The 19,777-nt window shown below is 69.8% G+C and carries 15 protein-coding genes and 1 pseudogene; 4 read left to right on the top strand and 12 right to left on the bottom strand.

Annotated elements, in window-relative coordinates:
- The first annotated feature begins 139 nt into the window (after positions 1–139).
- On the top strand, positions 140–481 hold the full coding sequence (locus WME73_RS43015; RefSeq protein ID WP_437913367.1) for a hypothetical protein: 342 nt from the start codon (positions 140–142) through the stop codon (positions 479–481).
- Between the two features lie 564 nt (positions 482–1,045).
- Here the strand turns inward: WME73_RS43015 and WME73_RS43020 are convergent.
- On the bottom strand, positions 1,046–2,146 hold the full coding sequence (locus WME73_RS43020) for an aldo/keto reductase (RefSeq protein ID WP_437913368.1): 1,101 nt from the start codon (positions 2,144–2,146) through the stop codon (positions 1,046–1,048).
- Positions 2,147–2,311: 165 nt separating this feature from the next.
- Between WME73_RS43020 and WME73_RS43025 the strand changes: the two genes are divergently transcribed.
- Together WME73_RS43025 and metH are read left to right on the top strand one after the other, a co-directional pair.
- On the top strand, positions 2,312–3,265 hold the full coding sequence (locus WME73_RS43025; RefSeq protein ID WP_437742072.1) for an ArsR/SmtB family transcription factor: 954 nt from the start codon (positions 2,312–2,314) through the stop codon (positions 3,263–3,265).
- 2 nt (positions 3,266–3,267) lie between these two features.
- Positions 3,268–7,107 (top strand): methionine synthase, encoded by a 3,840-nt coding sequence (gene metH, locus WME73_RS43030; protein WP_437913369.1) that lies wholly within the window; start codon positions 3,268–3,270, stop codon positions 7,105–7,107.
- A 62-nt stretch (positions 7,108–7,169) separates the two neighbouring features.
- Here the strand turns inward: metH and WME73_RS43035 are convergent, their stop codons facing one another.
- The 11 genes and pseudogenes from WME73_RS43035 to WME73_RS43085 all read right to left on the bottom strand — a co-directional run bounded on the left by WME73_RS43035 (position 7,170) and on the right by WME73_RS43085 (position 18,275).
- Entirely contained in the window at positions 7,170–8,576 is a 1,407-nt protein-coding gene (locus tag WME73_RS43035) for a DUF1552 domain-containing protein (protein WP_437742074.1), read from the bottom strand.
- A complete protein-coding gene (locus tag WME73_RS43040; RefSeq protein ID WP_437913370.1) occupies positions 8,573–10,276 on the bottom strand; it encodes a DUF1592 domain-containing protein in 1,704 nt (567 codons plus the stop codon). The genes WME73_RS43035 and WME73_RS43040 overlap by 4 nt, the downstream gene beginning before the upstream one ends.
- Before the next feature lie 297 nt (positions 10,277–10,573).
- Positions 10,574–11,377, bottom strand: a complete 804-nt coding sequence (locus tag WME73_RS43045; protein ID WP_437913371.1) for a BPTI/Kunitz domain-containing protein — start codon at positions 11,375–11,377, stop codon at positions 10,574–10,576.
- A 198-nt stretch (positions 11,378–11,575) separates the two neighbouring features.
- Complete coding sequence (locus WME73_RS43050; protein ID WP_437913372.1) at positions 11,576–12,280, bottom strand: hypothetical protein; 705 nt, start codon at positions 12,278–12,280, stop codon at positions 11,576–11,578.
- A 58-nt stretch (positions 12,281–12,338) separates the two neighbouring features.
- Positions 12,339–14,027 (bottom strand): metallophosphoesterase family protein, encoded by a 1,689-nt coding sequence (locus WME73_RS43055; RefSeq protein WP_437742078.1) that lies wholly within the window; start codon positions 14,025–14,027, stop codon positions 12,339–12,341.
- 122 nt (positions 14,028–14,149) lie between these two features.
- Complete coding sequence (locus tag WME73_RS43060; RefSeq protein ID WP_437913373.1) at positions 14,150–15,361, bottom strand: c-type cytochrome; 1,212 nt, start codon at positions 15,359–15,361, stop codon at positions 14,150–14,152.
- The gene (locus WME73_RS43065; RefSeq protein WP_437913374.1) at positions 15,358–16,749 is read right to left on the bottom strand and encodes a DUF1501 domain-containing protein; all 1,392 of its coding nucleotides are present in this window, start codon (positions 16,747–16,749) and stop codon (positions 15,358–15,360) included. Before WME73_RS43065 ends, WME73_RS43060 begins: the two co-directional genes overlap by 4 nt.
- Positions 16,750–16,977: 228 nt before the next feature.
- Positions 16,978–17,187 (bottom strand): annotated as a pseudogene (locus WME73_RS43070) (HAD family hydrolase); the annotation flags it as partial.
- 59 nt (positions 17,188–17,246) lie between these two features.
- A complete protein-coding gene (locus WME73_RS43075) occupies positions 17,247–17,642 on the bottom strand; it encodes a type II toxin-antitoxin system VapC family toxin (RefSeq protein ID WP_437742081.1) in 396 nt (131 codons plus the stop codon).
- Complete coding sequence (locus tag WME73_RS43080; protein WP_437742082.1) at positions 17,639–17,911, bottom strand: hypothetical protein; 273 nt, start codon at positions 17,909–17,911, stop codon at positions 17,639–17,641. Before WME73_RS43080 ends, WME73_RS43075 begins: the two co-directional genes overlap by 4 nt.
- 160 nt (positions 17,912–18,071) lie before the next feature.
- A complete protein-coding gene (locus tag WME73_RS43085) occupies positions 18,072–18,275 on the bottom strand; it encodes a hypothetical protein (RefSeq protein ID WP_437742083.1) in 204 nt (67 codons plus the stop codon).
- 302 nt (positions 18,276–18,577) lie between these two features.
- Between WME73_RS43085 and WME73_RS43090 the strand changes: the two genes are divergently transcribed.
- On the top strand, positions 18,578–19,624 hold the full coding sequence (locus WME73_RS43090; protein ID WP_437913375.1) for a tetratricopeptide repeat protein: 1,047 nt from the start codon (positions 18,578–18,580) through the stop codon (positions 19,622–19,624).
- Positions 19,625–19,777 lie beyond the last annotated feature (153 nt).

Here is a 19,777-nt window from a genome sequence, read left to right on the forward strand (position 1 = left end):
GGGCAAGTCGTCGAACAGGTTCGTGATTCATTGACATGGCACACCACTGGACATCGTGCACCGCCGGCGGGTCCTCACGCTCGAATGGCACCAGGGTGAGCCGGAGCAACTGGCGCGCGGCCGGCCGCGGACCCGCGGTTTGGCCGCACCCGCCGAGAGGCGCCCACCGTGTCGACATCACCCGCCCTGGCGGGCGTGTCCGCCCAGACCGCGGCGGTGCGGCGACGCCCCCCTCCCGCTGGCCGATCACCTGGAGGACATCCAGGAGCCGCTCTTCTGCCTCGGCGCCGCCGGCGGCTTCGGCGATCACGGCCTTTACACCACCACGCTCATCGCCTCCACGAACGTCACCGCTCATGTCGTCAGGCGCCTCACGCCCGCGCGCGAGGACGAGGACTTCGGGCACGGCGACCCGCTCTACGCCGCGGACGCCGTCGACCAGGTCCGGGCGCCGCTCGCCCGGTGGCTCCTCCACCACTGAAGCCCCGCGGGGAGCGCGCCGGGTCCTCCGAACCGGTGCGCTCCGGGCTGCACGACGAGCGAGTTACCCCGGGCTCGACACGTCCGGCGATGGTTGGGGGCGGCGCTTCCAGCCCCTCGAAACTCCAGTTCCCTGGTTTCTTGGCGCCCTTGGCGTCATGGCCGTTCGCTTCCCCCTCCGACTTCCCGCAGCAGTGCTAATGCCCGGACGACATGGCCGGCGCGTGCTCGACCAGGCACCCCGGCATATCGGACATGGGCCCGCGCCTGGGCGGCGAGGCGCCCCGGCATATCGGACATCGGCCCGCGCCTGGGCGGCGAGGCGGCCGGCCATGTCGGACATGCAACCCTGATTCATTCACTCTCCTGGGAAAGCGACGTTAGTTCAACAATCGATCGATGCCGTCGGCGGCGCTCTCTCTTGTGGGGCTAGAAAATCCACACGCTCGGGCACGTGCGGCGGCTGGCGCGCGCGGGGCGCCGGCGGAGGAGCAGGGCGCCTGCGCGGCGACGCCCGTTGCGAGGCTTGCCCCCCTTGTGTTGGGAGCCCCCGCAGGGCTCCCGCTCAGAGGTTGGCGGTCGTCAGCCAGTGGGGGTTCTTCGTCGTGCCGTCGAAGCGCTCCGTGGTCTTGAAATGCTCGTGTTCCCCTCTGGCCCCGAGCTCGGCGGTGCGCGCGAGGATCGCCGAGACGCGCTCGCTGCCGAGCGGCTGGAACGTGTAAGCCGCCTTGAGCGCCTGCTTGAGGACACCCAGGCTGTCGCAGCCGGTGATGACCACCGACGTCGGCAAGCTCATGGGATAGTGCAGGCAGGTTATCGGCGAGACCACGCCCGCCTTCGCGATCTCCCCGCCGGCGAACGGCTTCATCCCCAGCACCCCGATGCCCTGCTGCGTCAGCACCGGGAGCACCGCCTTCTCGAAGCTCCGGTAATGGGGATCCAGGACGTTGAGAGGCATCTGCACGGTGTCGAGCGGGACGCCCTGCCGCTCGGCCATCTTCAGCATGGCGAGGTGGATGTCCGGGTCCTTGTGCCCCGTGAAGCCGATGAACCGGATCTTGCCGGCCTTCTTCGCGGCCACGAGCGCCTCCATCGCGCCGCCGGGCCCGTAGATCTGCTCGGGATCGCTCATCCGGATGATCTCGTGCATCTGCACGAGATCGATGACGTCGGTGCGCAGCCGCCGGAGCGACTGCTCGAGCTGCGCCTCGGCGGTCGCCCGGGTGCGGCCGTCGAGCTTGGTCATCAGGAAGACCTTGCTGCGGTATCCGTCCTGGAGCGCCTTGCCCATGCGCTCCTCGCTCTTGCCGTCGTGGTAGTCCCAGCAGTTGTCGAGGAAGGTGACCCCGTGATCGATCGCGAAGCGAACGAGCCGGATGCTCTCCTGCTCGTCGCTGGGGACCGCCATGTGGAAGCCGCCGAGGCCGAGGAGGCTGACCTTCACGCCGGTCCGCCCGAGAGTCCTCGTCGGCATCACGCCGCCCGCCGGCAGCGCGACGTCCTCTTCCTCTGGCGCCCCGGAGGAAGGCCCCTCGGGAGGCTCCGGAGCGCCCGCGCCCGGGGATGTAGCGTTTTGCCGCAGCTGCGCGCTCCCCGCACACGCGCCGAGCGCGAGGCTGGCGCCCGCGGCGTGGAGGAAGGTCCGCCGAGAAGGTCGCTTCGTCATGACAGGGCAACGCTCCTTTCAGGGCGAAGCCCGACTGCAGGGGACATGCCATGCGAACACAGGCACGAGCGTGGCGCGCAGCGCTCGGCGCTCCTCCGGCACCGCCGCGCTTGACTCCGGCAGCCGGGGGCTCTATGACATTCGCGCATCGAGATACATGAATACATGAGTCTTTCCGAATACATCGAGACGCTGAACCTCCTCGGGGACGAGAGCCGGATACGGCTCTGCGTGCTCCTCCGCGAGCGCGAGCTGCGGGTGACGGATCTGGTTCGCGTGACGGGCATCGCGCAGTCGCGCGTCTCGACGCACCTCGGGCGGCTCCGCGAGGCGGGGTTCGTGCGGGATCGGCGCCAGGGGCCGCAGTCGTTCTATGCGCTCGCGGTCGATACCCTGCCCGGGACCGCGAAGGCCCTCCTCGATGAGGCCACGAAATCGCCCGACCCGACCCTGGAAGGCGACCAGCGGCGCCTCCTGGAGCTCGACGCCGAGCGGCGCGGCGGCCTCCCCGAGTCCTTCGCCGGCGAGATGGAGAGGCACTACTCCCCGGGCCGCACATGGCAGTCGCTCGCGGTCGGCATCGCCGCCTTGCTCCGCCTCGGCGACGTCCTCGACGTCGGATCGGGCGACGGCGCGGCGGCCAGCGCGCTCGCGCCTTACTGCCGCTCGCTCACCTGCATCGACTCGAGCAGCCGGATGATCGAGGCCGCGAGAGAGCGGTTCTCGACCCAGCCCCACGTCCGCGTCCAGGTCGCCGATGTCCAGGCGCTGCCGTTCGGAGACGCCTCCTTCGACTCGGTCCTCGTGTTTCACACGCTGACCTACGCCGAGGACCCGCCGCGGGCGCTGGAAGAGTGCGCCCGCGTGCTCCGCCCTGGCGGTCGGGTGGTCATCCTGTCGCTCGACGCGCACCAGCAGCGCGAGATCACCGTGCCCTACGGCGAGCGCCACCCCGGCTTCTCGCCCTCCGACATCCGCGCCATGCTCACCCGCGTGAAGCTCGATGTCGCCGCGTCCGAAGTCGCCTGCCGCGAGACAAAGAAACCCCATTTCCAGGTCGTGCTCGCCATCGCCGACAAGCCGACCCCCGGTCCCTCCAAGAGCGCCAAGCGAGGCTGATCATGCCGTCCAACAACACCACGCCTCCCCTTCATCCACTCCAGAAGCTCCTCCAGAGCCGCATCGTCATCATCGACGGGGCGATGGGGACGACCATCCGCACCTACGGGATGAAGGAAGCGGACATCCGGGGCGAGCGATTCGCGGATTCGAAGAAAGACCTGCTGAACAACGGCGATCTGTTCTCGCTCACGCAGCCGGAGATGATCTGCGATATCCACCGGCGGTTCCTCGAGGCCGGCGCCGACATCATCGAGACGAACACCTTCGGCGCGACCAGCATCACCCAGAGCGAGTTCTTCGTGGACGACCCGCGGGAGCACGGCGGGCGGAAGGATCCAGCCTTCTATCAAGGGATCATCGACGACCCGTTCCTCAACGACCTCGCCTGGGAGATCAACGAGCAGTCCGCGCGGCAGTGCCGCGAATGGGCCGATCGCGTGGCGAACGCCGACGGGCGGCAGCGGTTCGTCGCGGGCGCCATCGGCCCGCTCACCGTCTCCCTGTCCAACTCCCCGGACGCCGACGACCCCGGCTTCCGCGTCGTGACGTTCGATCAGGTGAAACAGGCGTACGTCCACCAGATCCGCGCCTTGATCGCCGGCGGCTCCGACGTGCTGCTGGTCGAGACCATCTTCGACTCGCTCAACGCGAAGGCCGCGCTCGTCGCCATTCGAGAGGTGTTCGACAAGGACGGCAAGACCCTGCCGGTGATGATCTCGGCGGCGGTCGGGCGCGGAGGAGAGACGATGATCTCCGCGCAGACGGTCGAGGCGTTCTGGAACGCGGTGAAGCACGTGAACCCGCTCGCCATCGGGCTGAACTGCTCGCTCGGCCCGGACCTGATGTATCCGTTCCTGTCCGACCTCTCGGAGAAGTCCAGCGCCGCGATCTCCTGCTACCCGAACGCCGGCCTGCCCAACCCGCTCTCCCCCACGGGCTTCGATCTGGAGCCGCCGGACATGGCGCGCCACATCGGCGGCTTCGCGGACGCAGGCCTCCTCAACATCGCCGGCGGCTGCTGCGGCAACACGCCCGAGCACATCGCGGCCATCGCCAAGGCGCTCGCCGGCAAGCCCCCGCGCGCCCTCGACCCGAGGCCCCCCGCGGAGGCCCCGCCCGGCGGCGAGGCCTCGTCCGGCGCGCCGATCCCCCTGCGCCTGTCCGGCTCGCAGCCGTTCACGCAGCAGCCCGGCGTCTACATGATCCTGGGCGAGCGCACCAACGTCGCCGGATCGCCGAAGTTCGCGAAGCTCATCAAGGAAGGGAAGTTCGAGGAAGCGGTGAGCGTCGCGCGCCAGCAGGTCGAGAACGGCGCCAACGTCATCGATATCTGCATGGACGAGGGCATGATCGACGGCGTCTCCGCGATGACGCGCTTCCTGCTGCTCCTGGCCAGCGAGCCCGAGGTGGCGAAGGTCCCGTTCATGGTGGACTCGTCGAAATGGGAGGTCATCGAGGCGGGCCTCAGGTGCATGCAGGGCAAGGGCATCGTGAACTCCATCTCGCTCAAGGAGGGCGAGGCGAAGTTCCGCGAGAGCGCGAAGACCGTCCTCAAGTACGGCGCCGCCGTCGTGGTCATGGCCTTCGACGAGCAAGGGCAGGCCGCCACCTACGAGGACAAGATCCGGATCTGCAAGCGCGCGTACGGCATCCTCGTCGACGAGGTGGGGTTTCCTCCCGAGGACATCATCTTCGATCCGAACATCCTCACGGTCGCCACCGGCATGGAGGAGCACAACAATTACGCCGTCGACTTCATCGAGGCCACCCGCTGGATCAAGGCGAACTTGCCGCACGCCAAGGTCAGCGGCGGCGTGTCGAACATCTCCTTCAGCTTCCGCGGCAACAACCGGGTGCGCGAGGCCATGCACTCGGCGTTCCTCTACCATGCCATCCGGGCCGGCATGGACATGGGCATCGTCAACGCGGGCATGCTCGAGGTGTACGAGGAGATCGAGCCCGAGCTCCGCGAGCTCGTCGAGGACGTCCTGCTCAACCGGCGTCCGGACGCCACGGAGCGGCTCGTCGACTTCGGCGAAGCGCTGAAGGCCAGGAGCGCCGGCGCCGCCGCGACCGAGAAGAAAGAAGAGGAGTGGCGCAAAGGCACCGTCGAGGAGCGGCTGTCGCACGCGCTGGTCAAGGGCATCGACACGTACATCGATATCGACACCGAGGACGCGCGCGCCAAGCTCGGCCGCCCGCTCTCCGTGATCGAGGGCCCGCTGATGGATGGAATGAGCGTCGTCGGAGATCTCTTCGGCGCCGGCAAGATGTTCCTGCCGCAGGTGGTGAAATCAGCGCGCGTGATGAAGAAGGCCGTCGCGTACCTCACGCCGTTCATGGAGGAGGAGAAGGCAGCGATGGCCGCCGCTGGACAGGAGGTGAAGACGCAGGGGAAGATCGTCCTTGCCACGGTGAAGGGCGATGTCCACGACATCGGCAAGAACATCGTGGGCGTCGTGCTCGCCTGCAACAATTACGAGGTGATCGACATGGGCGTCATGGTCCCGTGCGAGAAGATCCTCGAGCGCGCCAGGCAGGAGAAGGCGGATCTGATCGGCCTGAGCGGGCTGATCACGCCGTCGCTCGACGAGATGATCCACGTCGCCCGCGAGATGGAGCGGCAGAACTTCAAGCTGCCGCTCCTGATCGGCGGGGCGACGACCAGCAAGGCGCACACGGCCGTGAAGGTGGCCCCGCATTACAGCGAGCCGGTCGTGCATGTGGTCGACGCGAGCCGCGCCGTGCCCGTCACGACGAGCCTCCTGAGCGAGGAGGGCAAGGCGGCGTTCGTCGCCCAGCACCGCGCCGAGTACGAGAAGCTCCGGCGGCTCCACGCGACGCCGAAGCACAAGCTCGTCTCCCTCGAGGCCGCGCGCGCGAACCGGACGCGGATCGAATGGCGCGCCGAGGATCTGCCGGTGCCGGAGTTCACGGGCGCGCGCGTGCTCGAGGACTTCCCGCTCGCCACCTTGCGCGAGTACATCGACTGGACGCCGTTCTTCCACACGTGGGAGCTGAAGGGCGTCTATCCGCGGATCCTGGAGCACGAGAAGTACGGCGAGCAAGCGCGCCAGCTCTTCTCCGAGGCGAACGCGCTGCTCGACACGATCATCGAGAAGAAGCTGCTGACGGCGCGCGGCGTGTATGGCTTCTTCGCCGCGAACGCCGTGGGCGACGACGTGGAGGTGTACACGGACGGGACGCGCACGAAGGTGCTCGAGCGGTTTCACTTCCTGCGCCAGCAGACGGCGAAGGAGAGCGGCGAGCCGAACCGGTCGCTCGTGGATTTCATCGCGCCCAGGGAGACCGGCCTCCGGGACCACATCGCCGGCTTCGCGGTGACCGCCGGGATCGGCCTGAAGGAGCTGTGCGAGCGGTTCAGGGCGGGCCACGACGACTACAACGCCATCATGGCCGAGGCGATCGCCGATCGCCTGGCCGAGGCGTTCGCCGAGTGCCTGCACAAGCGGGTGCGCGACGAGTGGGGCTATGGCCGGCAGGAGGACCTGACCAAGGCCGAGCTCATCGAAGAGAAGTACCGCGGCATCCGGCCCGCGGCGGGCTACCCCGCGTGCCCGGATCACACAGAGAAAGGCACGCTCTGGCGGCTGCTCGACGTCGAGAAGAGCACCGGCATCCAGATCACCGAGTCGTTCGCGATGTGGCCCGGTTCGAGCGTGAGCGGCCTGTACTTCGCGCACCCGGAGGCCCGGTATTTCAGCCTGGGAAAGATCGATCGCGACCAGGTGGTCGACTACCACGAGCGCAAGGGCATGACCGTCGGGGAGGTCGAGCGCTGGCTCGGCCCGAACCTCAACTACGACGCTTCAAACTAGCGCCTGAGTTCTTCCCTCGTTCGGCGCTCACGGCAGCGCCGCCGTACCGGCGGCGCGCCGGATCAGGCCTTGAGCTCGTCGAGCTCGCCGGGCTGGCCGAAGGAGCCGAAGTTCGCGATCGGCCCCCCGCCCTCCTCGGTGCAGCCGACCGCGTTCGCGAGCGTGGTGAGCAGCTTGTTGTGGGGCGCGTCCTTGTCCTGCACCGTGCTCGACTGCCGCGTCACCTTGATGTACTGCCCCGTCTTGAAGTAGCCGCCGCAGCTCCCCGCGATGATGTACGGCAGATCGCGGAAATCGTGGCGCAGGCCGTCGGAGAGCTCGTTCATGAACACGACGGCGCTGTTGTCGAGCACCGTCGCACCGCCCTCCTCGTAGCCCGCGAGCCGGTCGAGCAGATAGACATACTCGCCCATGAACCAGCGATCGATGTTGAAGAGCATCTCCTCGTAGCCGTCGACGGCGCTCCCGGTGTCGTCGTCCCTCGTGTTCCCGTGCGAGAGCTTGTGGTGGTTGTACTCGTGGGCCATCCCATCCCACTTGAAGATGGGCCCTGCCGCGCCCGAGCCCCATTGCAGCGTCGCCGACCGCGTCGCGCCGGTCGCGATCGCCAGCGCGAGGATGTCCATCTGCATCCGCCCGACCTTCTTGAACTCCGCGTCGAACCCCACCGTGTCCGGGTCGATCCCCTCGATCTCCGCCGCTCGCTCCGGCGAGAGCTCGCGCGGGATGATCCCCGAGCCGCCCATGCCCACCTCGAGGTCGCGCACCGTCTGGAAGTGCATCTCGAGCTTGTCGCGATCGGCCTTGCTGAGCTTCTTCTTGAGCAGGGCCTCGTACTCGACCGAGACCAGGTCGAGCACGCTCTCGCGGCGCTTCGTGAGCCGCACGATCGCCTCCTCTTCGAGGTCCGTCCCGCCGACCAGGTCCCGGTACGCGAGCCACGGGTTGTTCTCGCCGCTGACGGGCTGCTCGCTTCCGGTGTACGAGATGTGCCCGCGCACGTTCGGCGTCTTCGCCCCGACCATCAGCGTGAGCGCGGGCGTGCCCGGCGGGTTGATCTTGTTCGCGATGAACTGGTCGAGCGAGATCCCCGCCGCGTACTGGCTGCCCTGGACGAGCGGCTGCGCCGTGAGCTTGCAGCCCATCCCCTTCGCGTGATCATCGCCCGCGCTCGGGTCGAACCCGTAGCCGCGCGGCACCATGTGGATGCCCCGCGGGATCAGGAGCTTGTCCCGGTACGCGGCGAGCGGCGCTATCGCGCGATCCGACCCGAACGACGCGGCCGTCAGCGCGCCGTACTGCGTGCTCGGGAAGAACTTGGCCATGTTCACGCCATTGCACATGAAGAAGGCGATGAACCGGCGCGGCGCGCTCGCGTCGGCCTTGGCGTCGCGCGGGCGCAGCGACTCGAGGAGCGGGAGGCCGAGCATCACCCCGCACGCGCCCCGCAGGAACGTTCTGCGATTCATTGGTCCACCTCTTCCACGGCCCGGTACCTGAACGTCTTCGTCTGCGTGAGCGCGACCAGCAGCTCCTTGATGTTGTACCCGGACGCGCCGAGCTTCGCGTCGAGATCGGCGATCGTGCACGCGTCCTCCCGCGAGAGCTGGCGGGCATTGCCGTAACGGTACCAGTTCGTCAGATAACACCGCTGCGCGACGGGGCTCTCCGCGAGCTGCGTCGCGAAATCCACGGCGCCGTCGAAGCTGATCTCACCGTCCCCGACGGCGATCGTGCCTGTCGCGTCGATGGTCTCGCCGTCCTCGTCGGCGCGGTAGCGCCCGACCGCGTCGAAGTGCTCCAGCGCGAAGCCCGGCGGGTTGATCACGCCATGGCACTTGTTGCACGCGTCCGGCGACGTGTGCGCCTCCACCTGGTCGCGCGTCGTCCTGATCTCGCCCTGAATGGGCGGCAGCGTCGTGTTGATGTCCGCCGGCGGGTCCGGGAGGTCGGTGCACAGGATCTGGCGCTGGATGAACACGCCGCGGTGGATCGGCGAGCTCTTGTTGAAGAACGCGTGCGAGCTCAGGAAGCCGGCCTGCGTGAGGAGCCCTGCCCGCTCCGCCGGGTCGAGCGGCGTCTCCACGAGCTCGCTCGTGAACGACCCCTCCACGCCGTAGATCGGGGCGAGCCTGTCGTTCACGAAGCCGACGGGCGCCGTCATCAGCGTCCTGAAGTCGCCCTCCATCTCGAGGACGACGTGCCGGATGAACTGCCTCGTCTCGGCCGCCATGGCCGAGGACACGCTGGCGTCGAAGTCCTCGTAGAGCGCCGGATCCTTCGAGAGATCCGCGTAACGGCTCATGTGGAGCCACTGGGCGTGGAAGTCGTCCAGGGCGCTCGTGGCCCTGGGGTCGGCGAGCATGCGCCGCGCCTCGGCCTCGATGCCCTCGGGCGTGCCCAGCGCGCCGCCCTCCGCCGCTTCGAGGAGCGCGTCGTCGGGCAGGCTGTTCCAGAGCAGGTACGAGAGCCGCGTCGCGACCTCGTAGGCGTCGAGCGGGATGATCCCCCCGCCGTCGAGCGCCTCGCTGAGCTCGACGCGGTAGAGGAAGTGCGGCGACTGGAGCATCGCCTCGATGACGTGGCGCACGCCCTGCTCGAACGGCGTGCCCGCGTCGAAGAGGCCATCGCCGCGGGCGTAGGCGGCGGCGTACGCCTCCTCCTGCTCCGCCGAGAGCGGCCTCCTGTAGACGCGCTTGCCGAGCTCCCGGATGAGCTGCCGGGCGCAGGCCGCGCCGTCGCCCTCCGGCGCGCACGGCACGATCTTGCCGAGCACGGCCTGGTCGACGACGGCGTCGGCCGCGATGGTCTCCGCGGCGCGGCGGTAATCGCGGGCGAGGCGGTCGGAGACGAGGAGCCCCTTGGCGTTGTTGTTGAACCCCTCGAACGCCGGGTCCGCGAGGAACGCCGCCGAGGCCTTCATGTCCTTGCCGAAGAGGTCCCGGATGGTGTTGTCGTACTGCGCGTGCGTCAGCCGCGTCAGTCGCGGGGTGGGGCCTGGCGCGGTGACGCCGGGCTCGCACTGCGCGCTGGGGCCGGGACCTGGGCCGGGGCCAGGGCCGGGGCCGTCGCCCGGGTCCGATCCGCCGTCTCCAGACGTTCCCGAGCACGCGGCCGCGCTGGAGAGCGCGATGGCCGCGAGCAGCATCCTCGGGGTGCTTCGATTCACGGGCAGCTCCTTCGTGAATGAGGTCGAAGAAAGAAGAATCTACGAGCGCTCCATGGATCAGGCTATCGGGGCCAGGCGCTCAGCGTCAATGCGAGGCGACGATGGAGCGGTCGGTTTCCGTCGGTGCCGTCCTTCCCGTCCAATGCGCCAGAGCTGTTCACCGGAATCGGCGCAGCGCCGCCACTGACGCGCCGAGCCTCGAAAGGCGCCCAGGTGGGTCCAGGAAAGTGCCTTATCCACCATTCACGAGACAGCGCCTGACCACGCACGCCGGGAGCGCTGGTCGTTCCTGGGCGTTCAAGGCGTCGGGGGCATCTGCGGCTGACACCTGCCCGACGAGCAGACCGCCGTCATCCCGTCCGGGAACACGGGCGCGCACGGAGGGCACGCGCCCATGCCGGCGGGACAGACCAGGGCATCGAGCTCCGCGCTCTGGTTGAGGGCGACGATGCCTGTCCCGTCGCACCCCTCGCAGCAGCCGAGGCCGTCGCGCAGGGCGCAGTCCGAGTCGACCGTGCACGCTGTCAGCGGCGACTCGCGCACGTCGAGGACGACGCAGCGCCCCGCCTCGCACGTGGCGGTGAAGTACTGGGTCGTGCGCTCCGCCTCGGTGACCTCCGGGCACGCTCCGCACGCGACGCCCCCGCACCCCTGGATGATCTCGTTGAGCTTCGTCCCGGCGCGGTTGATGGCCCGGAAGTTCTCGGCATTGGCCGTGTCACAGGCGCCGCAGCAGCCCCGCGACACCAGGATGCACTCGCTCGGCGCGTTGCAGACGCCTATGTCGGGGAGCTCGCCCCGACAGGCCTCCTCGCACGCGCCGAGGGAATCGAAGCGGTTCTCGTTGCCCTCGCAGCCGCCGTAGGTGAACTCCCTGCACGCGCCGGCGGCCGGGTCGTACCAGTATTTCGGGAACGCCGCGTCACACCGACCAGGATCCGCCGGCAGCAGGCACCGGACGGGCAATTCCCCGCCGCCGCCGCCACCGCCGCCGCCGCCGGTCTCCGCGGACGAACCGCCTCCGCCCGGGTCCCCGCCGCCCGAGCCCGCGGGGTCCACCTTCCCGGAGCAGCCTGCGGCGAGCAGAAGGGAGGTAAGCAAGCCAAGACCCAGGGATAAGCGCCGAGGCATGCCGGGCGAATTGCAACGCGCATGCCCTGGGCGTCCGGTCGACGCGCCCGCCTATCTCGGCCCGGATCGCGCGGGCGCTGGGCCTCGGTGTGCCAGGCGGCGCGGCACACCATGACGGCGTCGTCGAGGGGACCGGTCCCCGAGCTGCTCGCCGTCAGGGGTCGCGCGTCAGCCGGACGTTGTACGTAGCGCTCCTGAGCGCCATGCTGCCGTCTGCCGGTCGACGAGAAAATCGAAGGAGATCGCGTCGGGCCCCTCGATGGCACACCAGGACTCCTGACATTTGCAAACGCCGCTTTCACACAGCGCGAGGTATCCGCAGTCGACGGGCTGCCCGTCCGCGAAGCAGCCCTCGGACCCTTCTTCCCACGCCCCCCCGTTCACGCAATCGTAGGATCCCGAGCCTGGGGACGACGCCTGAAGCTCGCACCAGCCCTTCCAGAGCTCCCGGGGGTCGATGGCGAAACGCAGCCGGCGGTCGGTGAGCTGCGCACCGAGCATGGTGAAATCGAACCCTTCGTGGGGCAGGCCGATATTGTAGCCGACCTCCGGCCCGACGGTTTCGGGATAGCCCACATCCGGATCTACGGCCGGGGGCAGGGAGGCTCCCGTGCCGAAGCGCACCTTCCCCTGGATCGATGTGCCCTCCACGGTGTCGATGTCGATCTGGATCACGTCCGATCCCGAGCGGAACCCGAAGTTCTCGATGTATCCCTCCCAGTGCGCGACGAGCAGGGAGGCGGCGTCGAATCCCTCGCCGCCGGAGCTGGCCTCATCGCCGCCGATGGGCAGATCCTGCGGCTGACAGCCGGTGTTCCCGAGCGAGGCAGCCGTGAAGAGCAACGCGAGCGCGACGCGAGTCGAACGATTCATGGTTCCTCCTGTCTCTTGCGGCGGCAGCGAGGAGGTCCCGCCGGCAGGCCATCGTGTCCTACGGATGGAGCGGCGGCAGCTGCTCGCGGAAGAACGCGTTGTACTTGGGATCGTTGTACCGCTCGTACTCGATCACGAACGGGGTCAGCTGGCTGACGCCGCCCTTGTACCGGATGGTGAGGGCCATCGGCGTGACCTCGCGGTAGTTGCTGGCCTTCGGCAGGTCGTCGTTGGTCTTCCCGCCCGCGGAGAACAGGGTCAGCAGCACCCCGTCGGGGTCGTCGTGCACGACGCGGAAGCCCTCCGGGACGCGCTCGTGGCCGCGGATCAGCGTGGTACAGCCGAGCTTCTGCATGAAGCTCTTGAACTGCCGCTTGCCGAAGGGGAAGCGCGCCGTGGACTTCTGGAGCTCCGCGGGGATCGCGTCGACCTCGCTGGGGTCGCTCCAGAGCATCTGGAACCGGATCTCCGGGTCGTTGAGCGAGGACACCGACGTCCACCGGGCGGCGATGGTCTCGTCGCGGGGGATCCCCGCGTGGACGAAGAGGATCCTGTCGAAGACCAGCATGTTGGGGAGCGCCTCGAAGAGGCGCATGTAGGCGGCGAACACCTCGTTCGGCGCGATGGCCGCGAGCGAGCTCATCGCCTCGGAGGGCCGCACCGGCGCGAGGACGCGGCCGTTCAGCTCGACGTAGTACTCGTGGTTGCCGCGCAGCACGAAGACGCTGTCGGGCGCGGCGAGGAAGAGCTGCATCACCGTGCGCAGGACGCCGTTGTAGCTGAACCTGCCGCGATCGATGTAGTCGCCCAGGAACACCAGCATCATCCGCGGGTTGTGCGCGGGGTCGTCGCGGTGGGCCTGCACCTTGGCGAAGAAATCGGCCTGCATCAGCGCCCCCTTGAGGCACGAGTAGCAGCCGTGCAGATCGCCGATGACAAGGAGCTCGACGTCCTCGGCGGGGTCGGGCGAGGCGACGTAGACGTGGCCGTCGAGGAAGGGCGCCTGCCCGGCGAAGCCCGCGAAATCCGCCGCGCCGTCGAGCCGGCCCGCGCCGCGCGCGCGCTGCTCCTCGAGCTTCGCCTCGAACCTGCGCATCAGGTCCATGTCGACCTTGGCCTGCTCCGCGAACGTGGCCGGATCGCTCGCGTAGTCCCACTCGAACGCCTTGAAGAACGGGTGATCGACCTCGCGCGCCTGCTTGCGCGTGGCCGGATCGATCACCACGGCGCCCTGCTCGATCGTCTCGATGTCCACGTCGTCGATCTCGATCGGGGACGCCGACAGGAGCGACGAGAGCTCGTCGCGGAATCGCTGCTCGTTCGGGTGGACGACGCCGTCGGCGAGCATGAGCTCGTCGACGGTCGCGAGCAGCGCCTTCCGGTTGTCGTCGTCGAAGCCGTCGAGGAGCTCGAAGCAGCGGAGCTTGATCTTGGAGAGGACGAAGTCCTTCGGGTCCTCTCCCTCGGCGACGCTCTCGGTGAAATGGCTCTGGATCTGGTGGTCGATCTCGGAGAAGACCTCGTGGAAGTGGCTGGTCCACCGGCCGACGACGTCCTGGTTCTCCTGGGCCTCGCCGGCGAGGGCGTCGCGCGCGCGCTGCCGGACGAGGTCGTGGATGTAGCCGCGGATGAAGGACTTCTCGGTCGGATCGAGCTCGCCGTCGATGTACCCGAACCCCGTGAGGTAGTAGATGATGGCGTGCATCTGCTGCTCTGCGACGCGCGGATCCGGGCTGAACGACATCATCAGGCAGCTCTCCTCTTCGCGATGGTGCCCCAGGGTAGCGCAAGACGGGCGCGCGGCGGCGGCGAGCGCGCCTCACGGCCGCGCGGGCGAGCGCGCGTCGCGGCCACGGCGGCGAGCCCACATCACGGCCGCGCGGGCGGCCCTGCGCGCCCGACGAAGGCGCGGATCCGCACGCGGTCGGCCTCGGAGAGCGCGTATCCCGGGGGCGGCATATTCCGCTCGTCCACGACCCGGCGCGCGATGGCCTCGCGGAGCGAAGCCCACGCCGCGGGCGTGGAGAGGTCGACGCCGCCCTCGCCGCGCGGGAGGTGGCAGCGCGCGCACGCGCGGGCGAACACGGGCGCGATCTCGCCCCAGGCGGTCCCGCCGCCGTCCTCTGCGGCGAAGCGCCGGAGGGCGCCCGACGCGAGCAGCCACACGTCGCCGCTCGGCGAGCCGACGAGCCTGCCGCCCTGCGGGAGGCGCGCGCCGCGGGTCTCGCGCGCGCCGGCCTGCTCGAGCACGCCGAGCTCGTCGCCGTCGGCGAACCACGCGCGGTCGCCGGAGACGGCGAGCCCGTGGAGCGCGGCGCGCGCCCGGAACCGGAGGCGCAGGACGCCGGCGCCGTCCTCCGCGTAGAGCGCCGCGGGCGTCGCCGCGAGCAGCGCGCCCGCGCCGGTCAGGGCGAGGAGCGGCGCGGCGCCGTCCGCCGGGAGCGGGAACGATCGCAGCGCCCTCGTGGCGACGTCGAGGGCGCCGAGCCCATCGCCCCCGGCCGCGAAGGCCACGCGCCCGGCCCCCGCCGCGAACGTCGCGAGCGGGCCCGTCGCGTAGCGCGTGACGGTCTCGCCGTCCGCCACCGCGATCTCGCTGTCCAGCGCGAAGGCGGCGCCGCCCTCGCCGAGGCCGATCGCGGACCGCACCGCGGCGCGCTCGAGGCCGTAGCGGTCGGAGACGGCCTCGAAGGCCCCCTGGCCCGGCAGCCGCAGCAGCCGGCCCTCGGCGTCGACGCCGACGATCCACGTGCCGTGGCCGTCGGGCGCGGGCAGGGCCGCGGCGCTCACCCAGCGGTGGGGCGCGCGCTCCACCCTCGCGAGCGCGCCGTTCACGAAGACGGCCGCGGCGCCGTCGTGGAACACCACGACGCGGCGCCCGTCGTCGGCGACCGCGCGCACCGCGCCGAGCTCCCCCGGGGACGGCCACGCGACCTCGCGCACGACGAGCGGCGGGAGGGGCGCCGCGGCCTGCGACGCGCATCCGGCGAGCGAGAGCGCCAGCACGGAGGACGAGAGCGCCAGCGCGGAGGACGAGAGCGCCAGCGCGGCGGCGGACGCCGCTCGGCGGAGGAGCGTCACGGCGACCGGAGCAGCTCCGGCACCACCTCGCCGTCGCGCAGGTGCTCGCGCGGGGAGATGCCGAAGGCGAACAGGAAGGTGGCGAGCAGATCGGGCGGGGCGATCGGCCGCGGCCCGCCCTGGAACGTCTTCGCCGGGGCCGGCAGGAGCTGCTCCGGGTCGGTCTTGCCGAACGCGAAGCTCCCGCGGAAGCGCGGGGAGATCACCATGGCGGAGTTGTTGGGGTAGTGGTCGCGGCCCATCGCCGTGTTGAGCTGAGGCGTGCGGCAGAAGTCGCTCGTCACGAGGATGTGGGTGTGATCCGAGAGCTTCTTGCCGGCCCGGGTCGGGTGCGGGGTCTTGTCGAGCGAGCCGAGCAGGGCGGCGATCAGGTCGAAGAGCTCCTGCTGGGTGGCCGCGTGCTGGCGGTAGGTGCTCGTGTGCGTGTCGAACCCGCTGCTCGAGAAGCTCACGCAGCGGACCACGTTCCGCCGCATGGCCTCGATCGCGAACGCGGCGTTGACGGCCGCTTGCCTGGAGAAGCGGGCCGCGTGGTTGAACTCCGGGTGCGCCTGGATGAGCTTGCCCCTGGAGAACACCTCCTGGAGGCCTGAGCTCAGCATCTTGCCCAGCCCTTCCGCCTGGATGGCGAAGCCGCGCAGGGCGTCGGTGTGGCTGGATCGCGCGGCGAGGGACCTGGCCTCCTCGGAGAGGAGCGCGGTCACCGCGGCGCGGTCCTCGTCGGTGTCGTAGTGGCGCGCGCGGGAGAGCGAGCGGCTGAGGGTGCCGATCTCCCCGACCATGAGCGGGACGGCGCGCCGATCGAGGCGGTCGCCGACGAACGCCGAGGGGAACTGGACCGAGACGACGGGGAAGGTCTGGCTCGCGCCGAGCTCGCTCCCGCAGATCGCGTCGACGCTGGAGGCCACGGTGCGGCCGCCGCTGAGGTGCCGTCCCGTGGTCGAGAACGCCGTGCCGTCGGGGTGGCTCACGGTGTTCATCGCCAGGCCGTTGAGGATGCACAGCCGGTCATGCATGTCCGCGAGGGCGCCGATGCCCGGGCCGAACACGAGGCTCGAGCCCTTGGGCGTGACCGGCGCGAAGCTCTTCGCGCCGCCGGCCGCGGGCGCGTCGACCCACAGGCGGAGCCCCGCGGTGTCCGTGTTGTCGGTCGTCGCGGGGCTCACGAGGCCCCTGGCCTCGTTGCGAGGATCGGCCCAGAGCGTCACGTCCCAGCCGCCGGACGCGTGGATGAAGAGGAAGAACTCGTCCTCCGCGGCCTTGCCCTGCGCGGCGAGCGCGCGCGCCGGCAGGCCGAGGACGCCGGCGAGCGCCGCGCCCGCGGCGGCCTCGAGCAGCGCGCGGCGCGGGACGGCGAGGCGGCGGGGGCGGGGGGCGGGGCGAGGCATCGGGCGTGCTTCTCAGGATACCCTCCGCGGCCGCGCGCGCCCGCACGACATTGCCGTCGAACGCGGCCGCCATCGCGTGCATCGGCGCTACACGGACGAGCTCATCGGGGATCTGGTCGTGATGCCGCCTTGAGGCGGCGAGGCCGAGGTGCGCGCTGATGCCGCCTTGAGGCGGCGAGGCCGAGGTGCGCGCTGATGCCGCCTTGAGGCGGCGAGGCCGAGGTGCGCTCAATACCAGCTCGGAACGAAGCCGAGGTGCGCGAGCTGCTCGAGCACGAGCGCGACGCCGTCGTGATCGTTGGAGCTCGTGACCTCGTCGGCGGCGGCGAGCACGTCGGGATGGGCGTTGGCCACGGCGACGCCGCGCCCTGCCCAGCCGAGCATCGGCAGGTCGTTGGGCATGTCGCCGAACGCGATCACCTGCGCCGCCGCAATGCCGTGCTCGGCGCAGTACGCCTCGAGCGCGCCGGACGACGAGGTGCGCGCGGCGGCGGGGGTCAGCCGATGATCCTGACAGCGATCCTGCTGCTCAGCTGCCGGAAACGATCGTCGTTCGTCCAGATCTGATCGCAGCCGTGGTGGACGGCGCACGCTGCATGAAGAGCATCGGGGGTCTTCAGCCCGTGTAGCGCTCGAAGCGTGGTCGCGAGGTCGAAGACTTCCGGGGAGAGCGGCAACAGTCCGAAGGCGGAGAGCATGCCCTCATACATCGCTCGCAGGCCGCTATCATTCAACCGAACGGGTTTCACGAGGCATTCCAGTCGAACAAGAGGCGATATGTACGCATCGCTCGATCCGAGCGAAAGCAGCGCGCGATCCGATGCACCCCTGTAGGACTCCGCCCCCTCGACCCGATAGATGAGGACGCAAGAGTCCAGATAGATTCGACTCACGGTTCTCCCCAGCTGTCGCGCTCCGCGCTCAGCGCGGCATCAACCTGCTCCTTCGACAAGAGTCGCTCCGGGTTCTCTTCGCGCCACGCGTCGACGGCACGGCAAGCGGCCAAGAGCCTTTCATGGCGTCCCCCCTCCATGGAGTGCGCGTCTCGCTGTTCGTGAATCAGCACGATGACCTCGGCTTCTCCCTCCGGCACATCCTCTGGAAGGTCGATCTCGACGTGTCGCGACTTGGGAACGTGGACAATGAGCTTGTGTGCGTGCATGGCCCTTCGTGGAGCATACGTCGACGCTCCATCCGGCGCCATCCTCGGCGTCAACCTCCAGCGGCGCCCCGAGCGTGCGGACAGGACAGCCTCCCGCGTGCCTGCTGAGGGTGCAAACCCAACGCGAGCCCGGGAGGGCACGCTCCTCGGCGCTGCTGTGCTACTTTCCGGCGCTGCTGAGTACGCCCCGGCGGTGCTGGACGCGTTCCCGAAGCTGCCGGCGGATCCCTAGCCGCTCGAACGCCGCCAGCATGAGCGCGTTGGTCTGCGTGGCGCGCGGAAGATCCAGGCCGTGATCGGGGAGCCCGAGCGCCGCGAGGTAGTCGCCCCAGCTGTCGAACAGCGCCGCCTTGCACACCAGCACATCCGCGGACAGCGGAGCGCCCGCCGGTGGAGGTGTTCGTCAACCCAGCTTAGCGCGCTGCGACCGCCTTCGCACCGTCCCGTCCAAGGGCCATCCTCCGCGCGGGTGCGATTCCGGAAGGATGAGACGGCCATCGATGCGGGTGAGATGAGAAATTTCGTCGCCGAAATGCAATGCAACGCCAGATGCCTCTCGGCATCGCTCGCGCGCCGGGAACGCTGGCCAGGCACACACGGAGGATGGTAGAGAGCGAGCGTGACGCTGGCGCGCGGTCACGTGCGTTGGCGCGCCCGAGGTGGAGCGTGCGAGGTCCTCGATCAGCATCCTGGCTTCCGTCGTGGGCGGCGTTGCTCCTCGTGCTGCTCGCGGCTGCTTCCGCGCGTGCGGAGGCGCCTCTGAAGCGCTCGCGAGCCGTCAAGGAGCTCATTCGCGAGGCGGGGGCGGCGCTGGATCGGCTCGACGTCGCGCGAGCCCGGGAGCTGTGGGGCGAGGTGTACGATATCGAGCGGTCGAACGTCGCGATGTGCAACATGGGGCAGCTCGACCTGCGGATGGGCCGCTGGGAGGAGGCCGTGGTGGAGCTCTCGCAGTGCGTCGAGCACATGCCGGCCCCGCGCACGGAGGTGGAGCGGCGCCTGTATGATCACCGGCACGCCGACCTCGCCCGGGCCCGGCGGCGCGTGGGTGAGGTGGTCCTCATGCCGCCGCCCGGCGTCGTGGGCATGTTCGTGAACGGCCGGGGGGTGAAGGACGGCAGCCGCGTCTACGTGAGGCCTGGCCAGCACGAGGTGATGGCCGTCGGGCAGGAGGGGCAGGTCGCGCGCGCGGGTGTGAAGGTGGAGGCGGGTGAGTCGAAGGAGGTGCCGCTCACGTTCGACAAGCCGGCACAAGCGCCGGAGGACCACGCGCAGCCGCCGAAGGACCGCGCTCAGCCGCCGAAGGGGGCTTCCGGGCCTGGAGCGCCCGGGCCTGCGGCGCCCAAAGGGCCGCCGCAGGGCGCAGGCCGGCCCGGGCCGGACCTCCGGATCGTCACGACGGGCGCGGTGGCCTCGGTCGGGTTCTTGGTGGCAGGCACCGTGTCCCTGCAGAGCGCGCAGGGGTACGAGCAGGAGGCGACGGCGGGTCGACATCACGCCGAGGTGATGAACAGGCTCGATCCCACATTTCAACCCGACTACGACGAGATGATCGATACTGCCGCCAGCGGGAAGCTGATGCGTCTCCTGGGTACCAGCGCGTTGATCGCTGGGGCGGCAGCAGGCGCGGCCACCCTCGTGTACGTCTGGTTGCCGAACGACGTGCAGATTCGAGTGACGGCGCACGGCGCGGAGGTGCGCGTTCGATGGTGAGCGTCGGCGATGTCGCTGTGGGCCGTCAGCGCGTGAGCATGGCGACGCTGGCACGGAGGCCTTTCTGATGCGGCGTCCGATGTTGCTGTTCGTCTCCGCGATAACGCTGCTCGCGTGCGAAGACGAGTGGTTTGTGCCGCTGCTTCCGCCGCC

The sequence above is a fragment of the Sorangium sp. So ce302 genome (assembly GCF_051530145.1).
Taxonomy (GTDB): Bacteria; Myxococcota_A; Polyangia; order Polyangiales; family Polyangiaceae; genus Sorangium; species Sorangium cellulosum_B.

What these genes read in the sequence shown, in the direction of transcription:
- WME73_RS43065 (WP_437913374.1), bottom strand. Translation starts at nt 16,749, where the DNA reads ATGCCTCGCCCCGCCCCCCGCCCCCGCCGCCTCGCCGTCCCGCGCCGC.
- metH (WP_437913369.1), top strand. Translation starts at nt 3,268, where the DNA reads ATGCCGTCCAACAACACCACGCCTCCCCTTCATCCACTCCAGAAGCTC.
- WME73_RS43020 (WP_437913368.1), bottom strand. Translation starts at nt 2,146, where the DNA reads ATGACGAAGCGACCTTCTCGGCGGACCTTCCTCCACGCCGCGGGCGCC.
- WME73_RS43035 (WP_437742074.1), bottom strand. Translation starts at nt 8,576, where the DNA reads ATGAATCGCAGAACGTTCCTGCGGGGCGCGTGCGGGGTGATGCTCGGC.
- WME73_RS43025 (WP_437742072.1), top strand. Translation starts at nt 2,312, where the DNA reads ATGAGTCTTTCCGAATACATCGAGACGCTGAACCTCCTCGGGGACGAG.
- WME73_RS43050 (WP_437913372.1), bottom strand. Translation starts at nt 12,280, where the DNA reads ATGAATCGTTCGACTCGCGTCGCGCTCGCGTTGCTCTTCACGGCTGCC.
- WME73_RS43080 (WP_437742082.1), bottom strand. Translation starts at nt 17,911, where the DNA reads ATGCACGCACACAAGCTCATTGTCCACGTTCCCAAGTCGCGACACGTC.
- WME73_RS43055 (WP_437742078.1), bottom strand. Translation starts at nt 14,027, where the DNA reads ATGATGTCGTTCAGCCCGGATCCGCGCGTCGCAGAGCAGCAGATGCAC.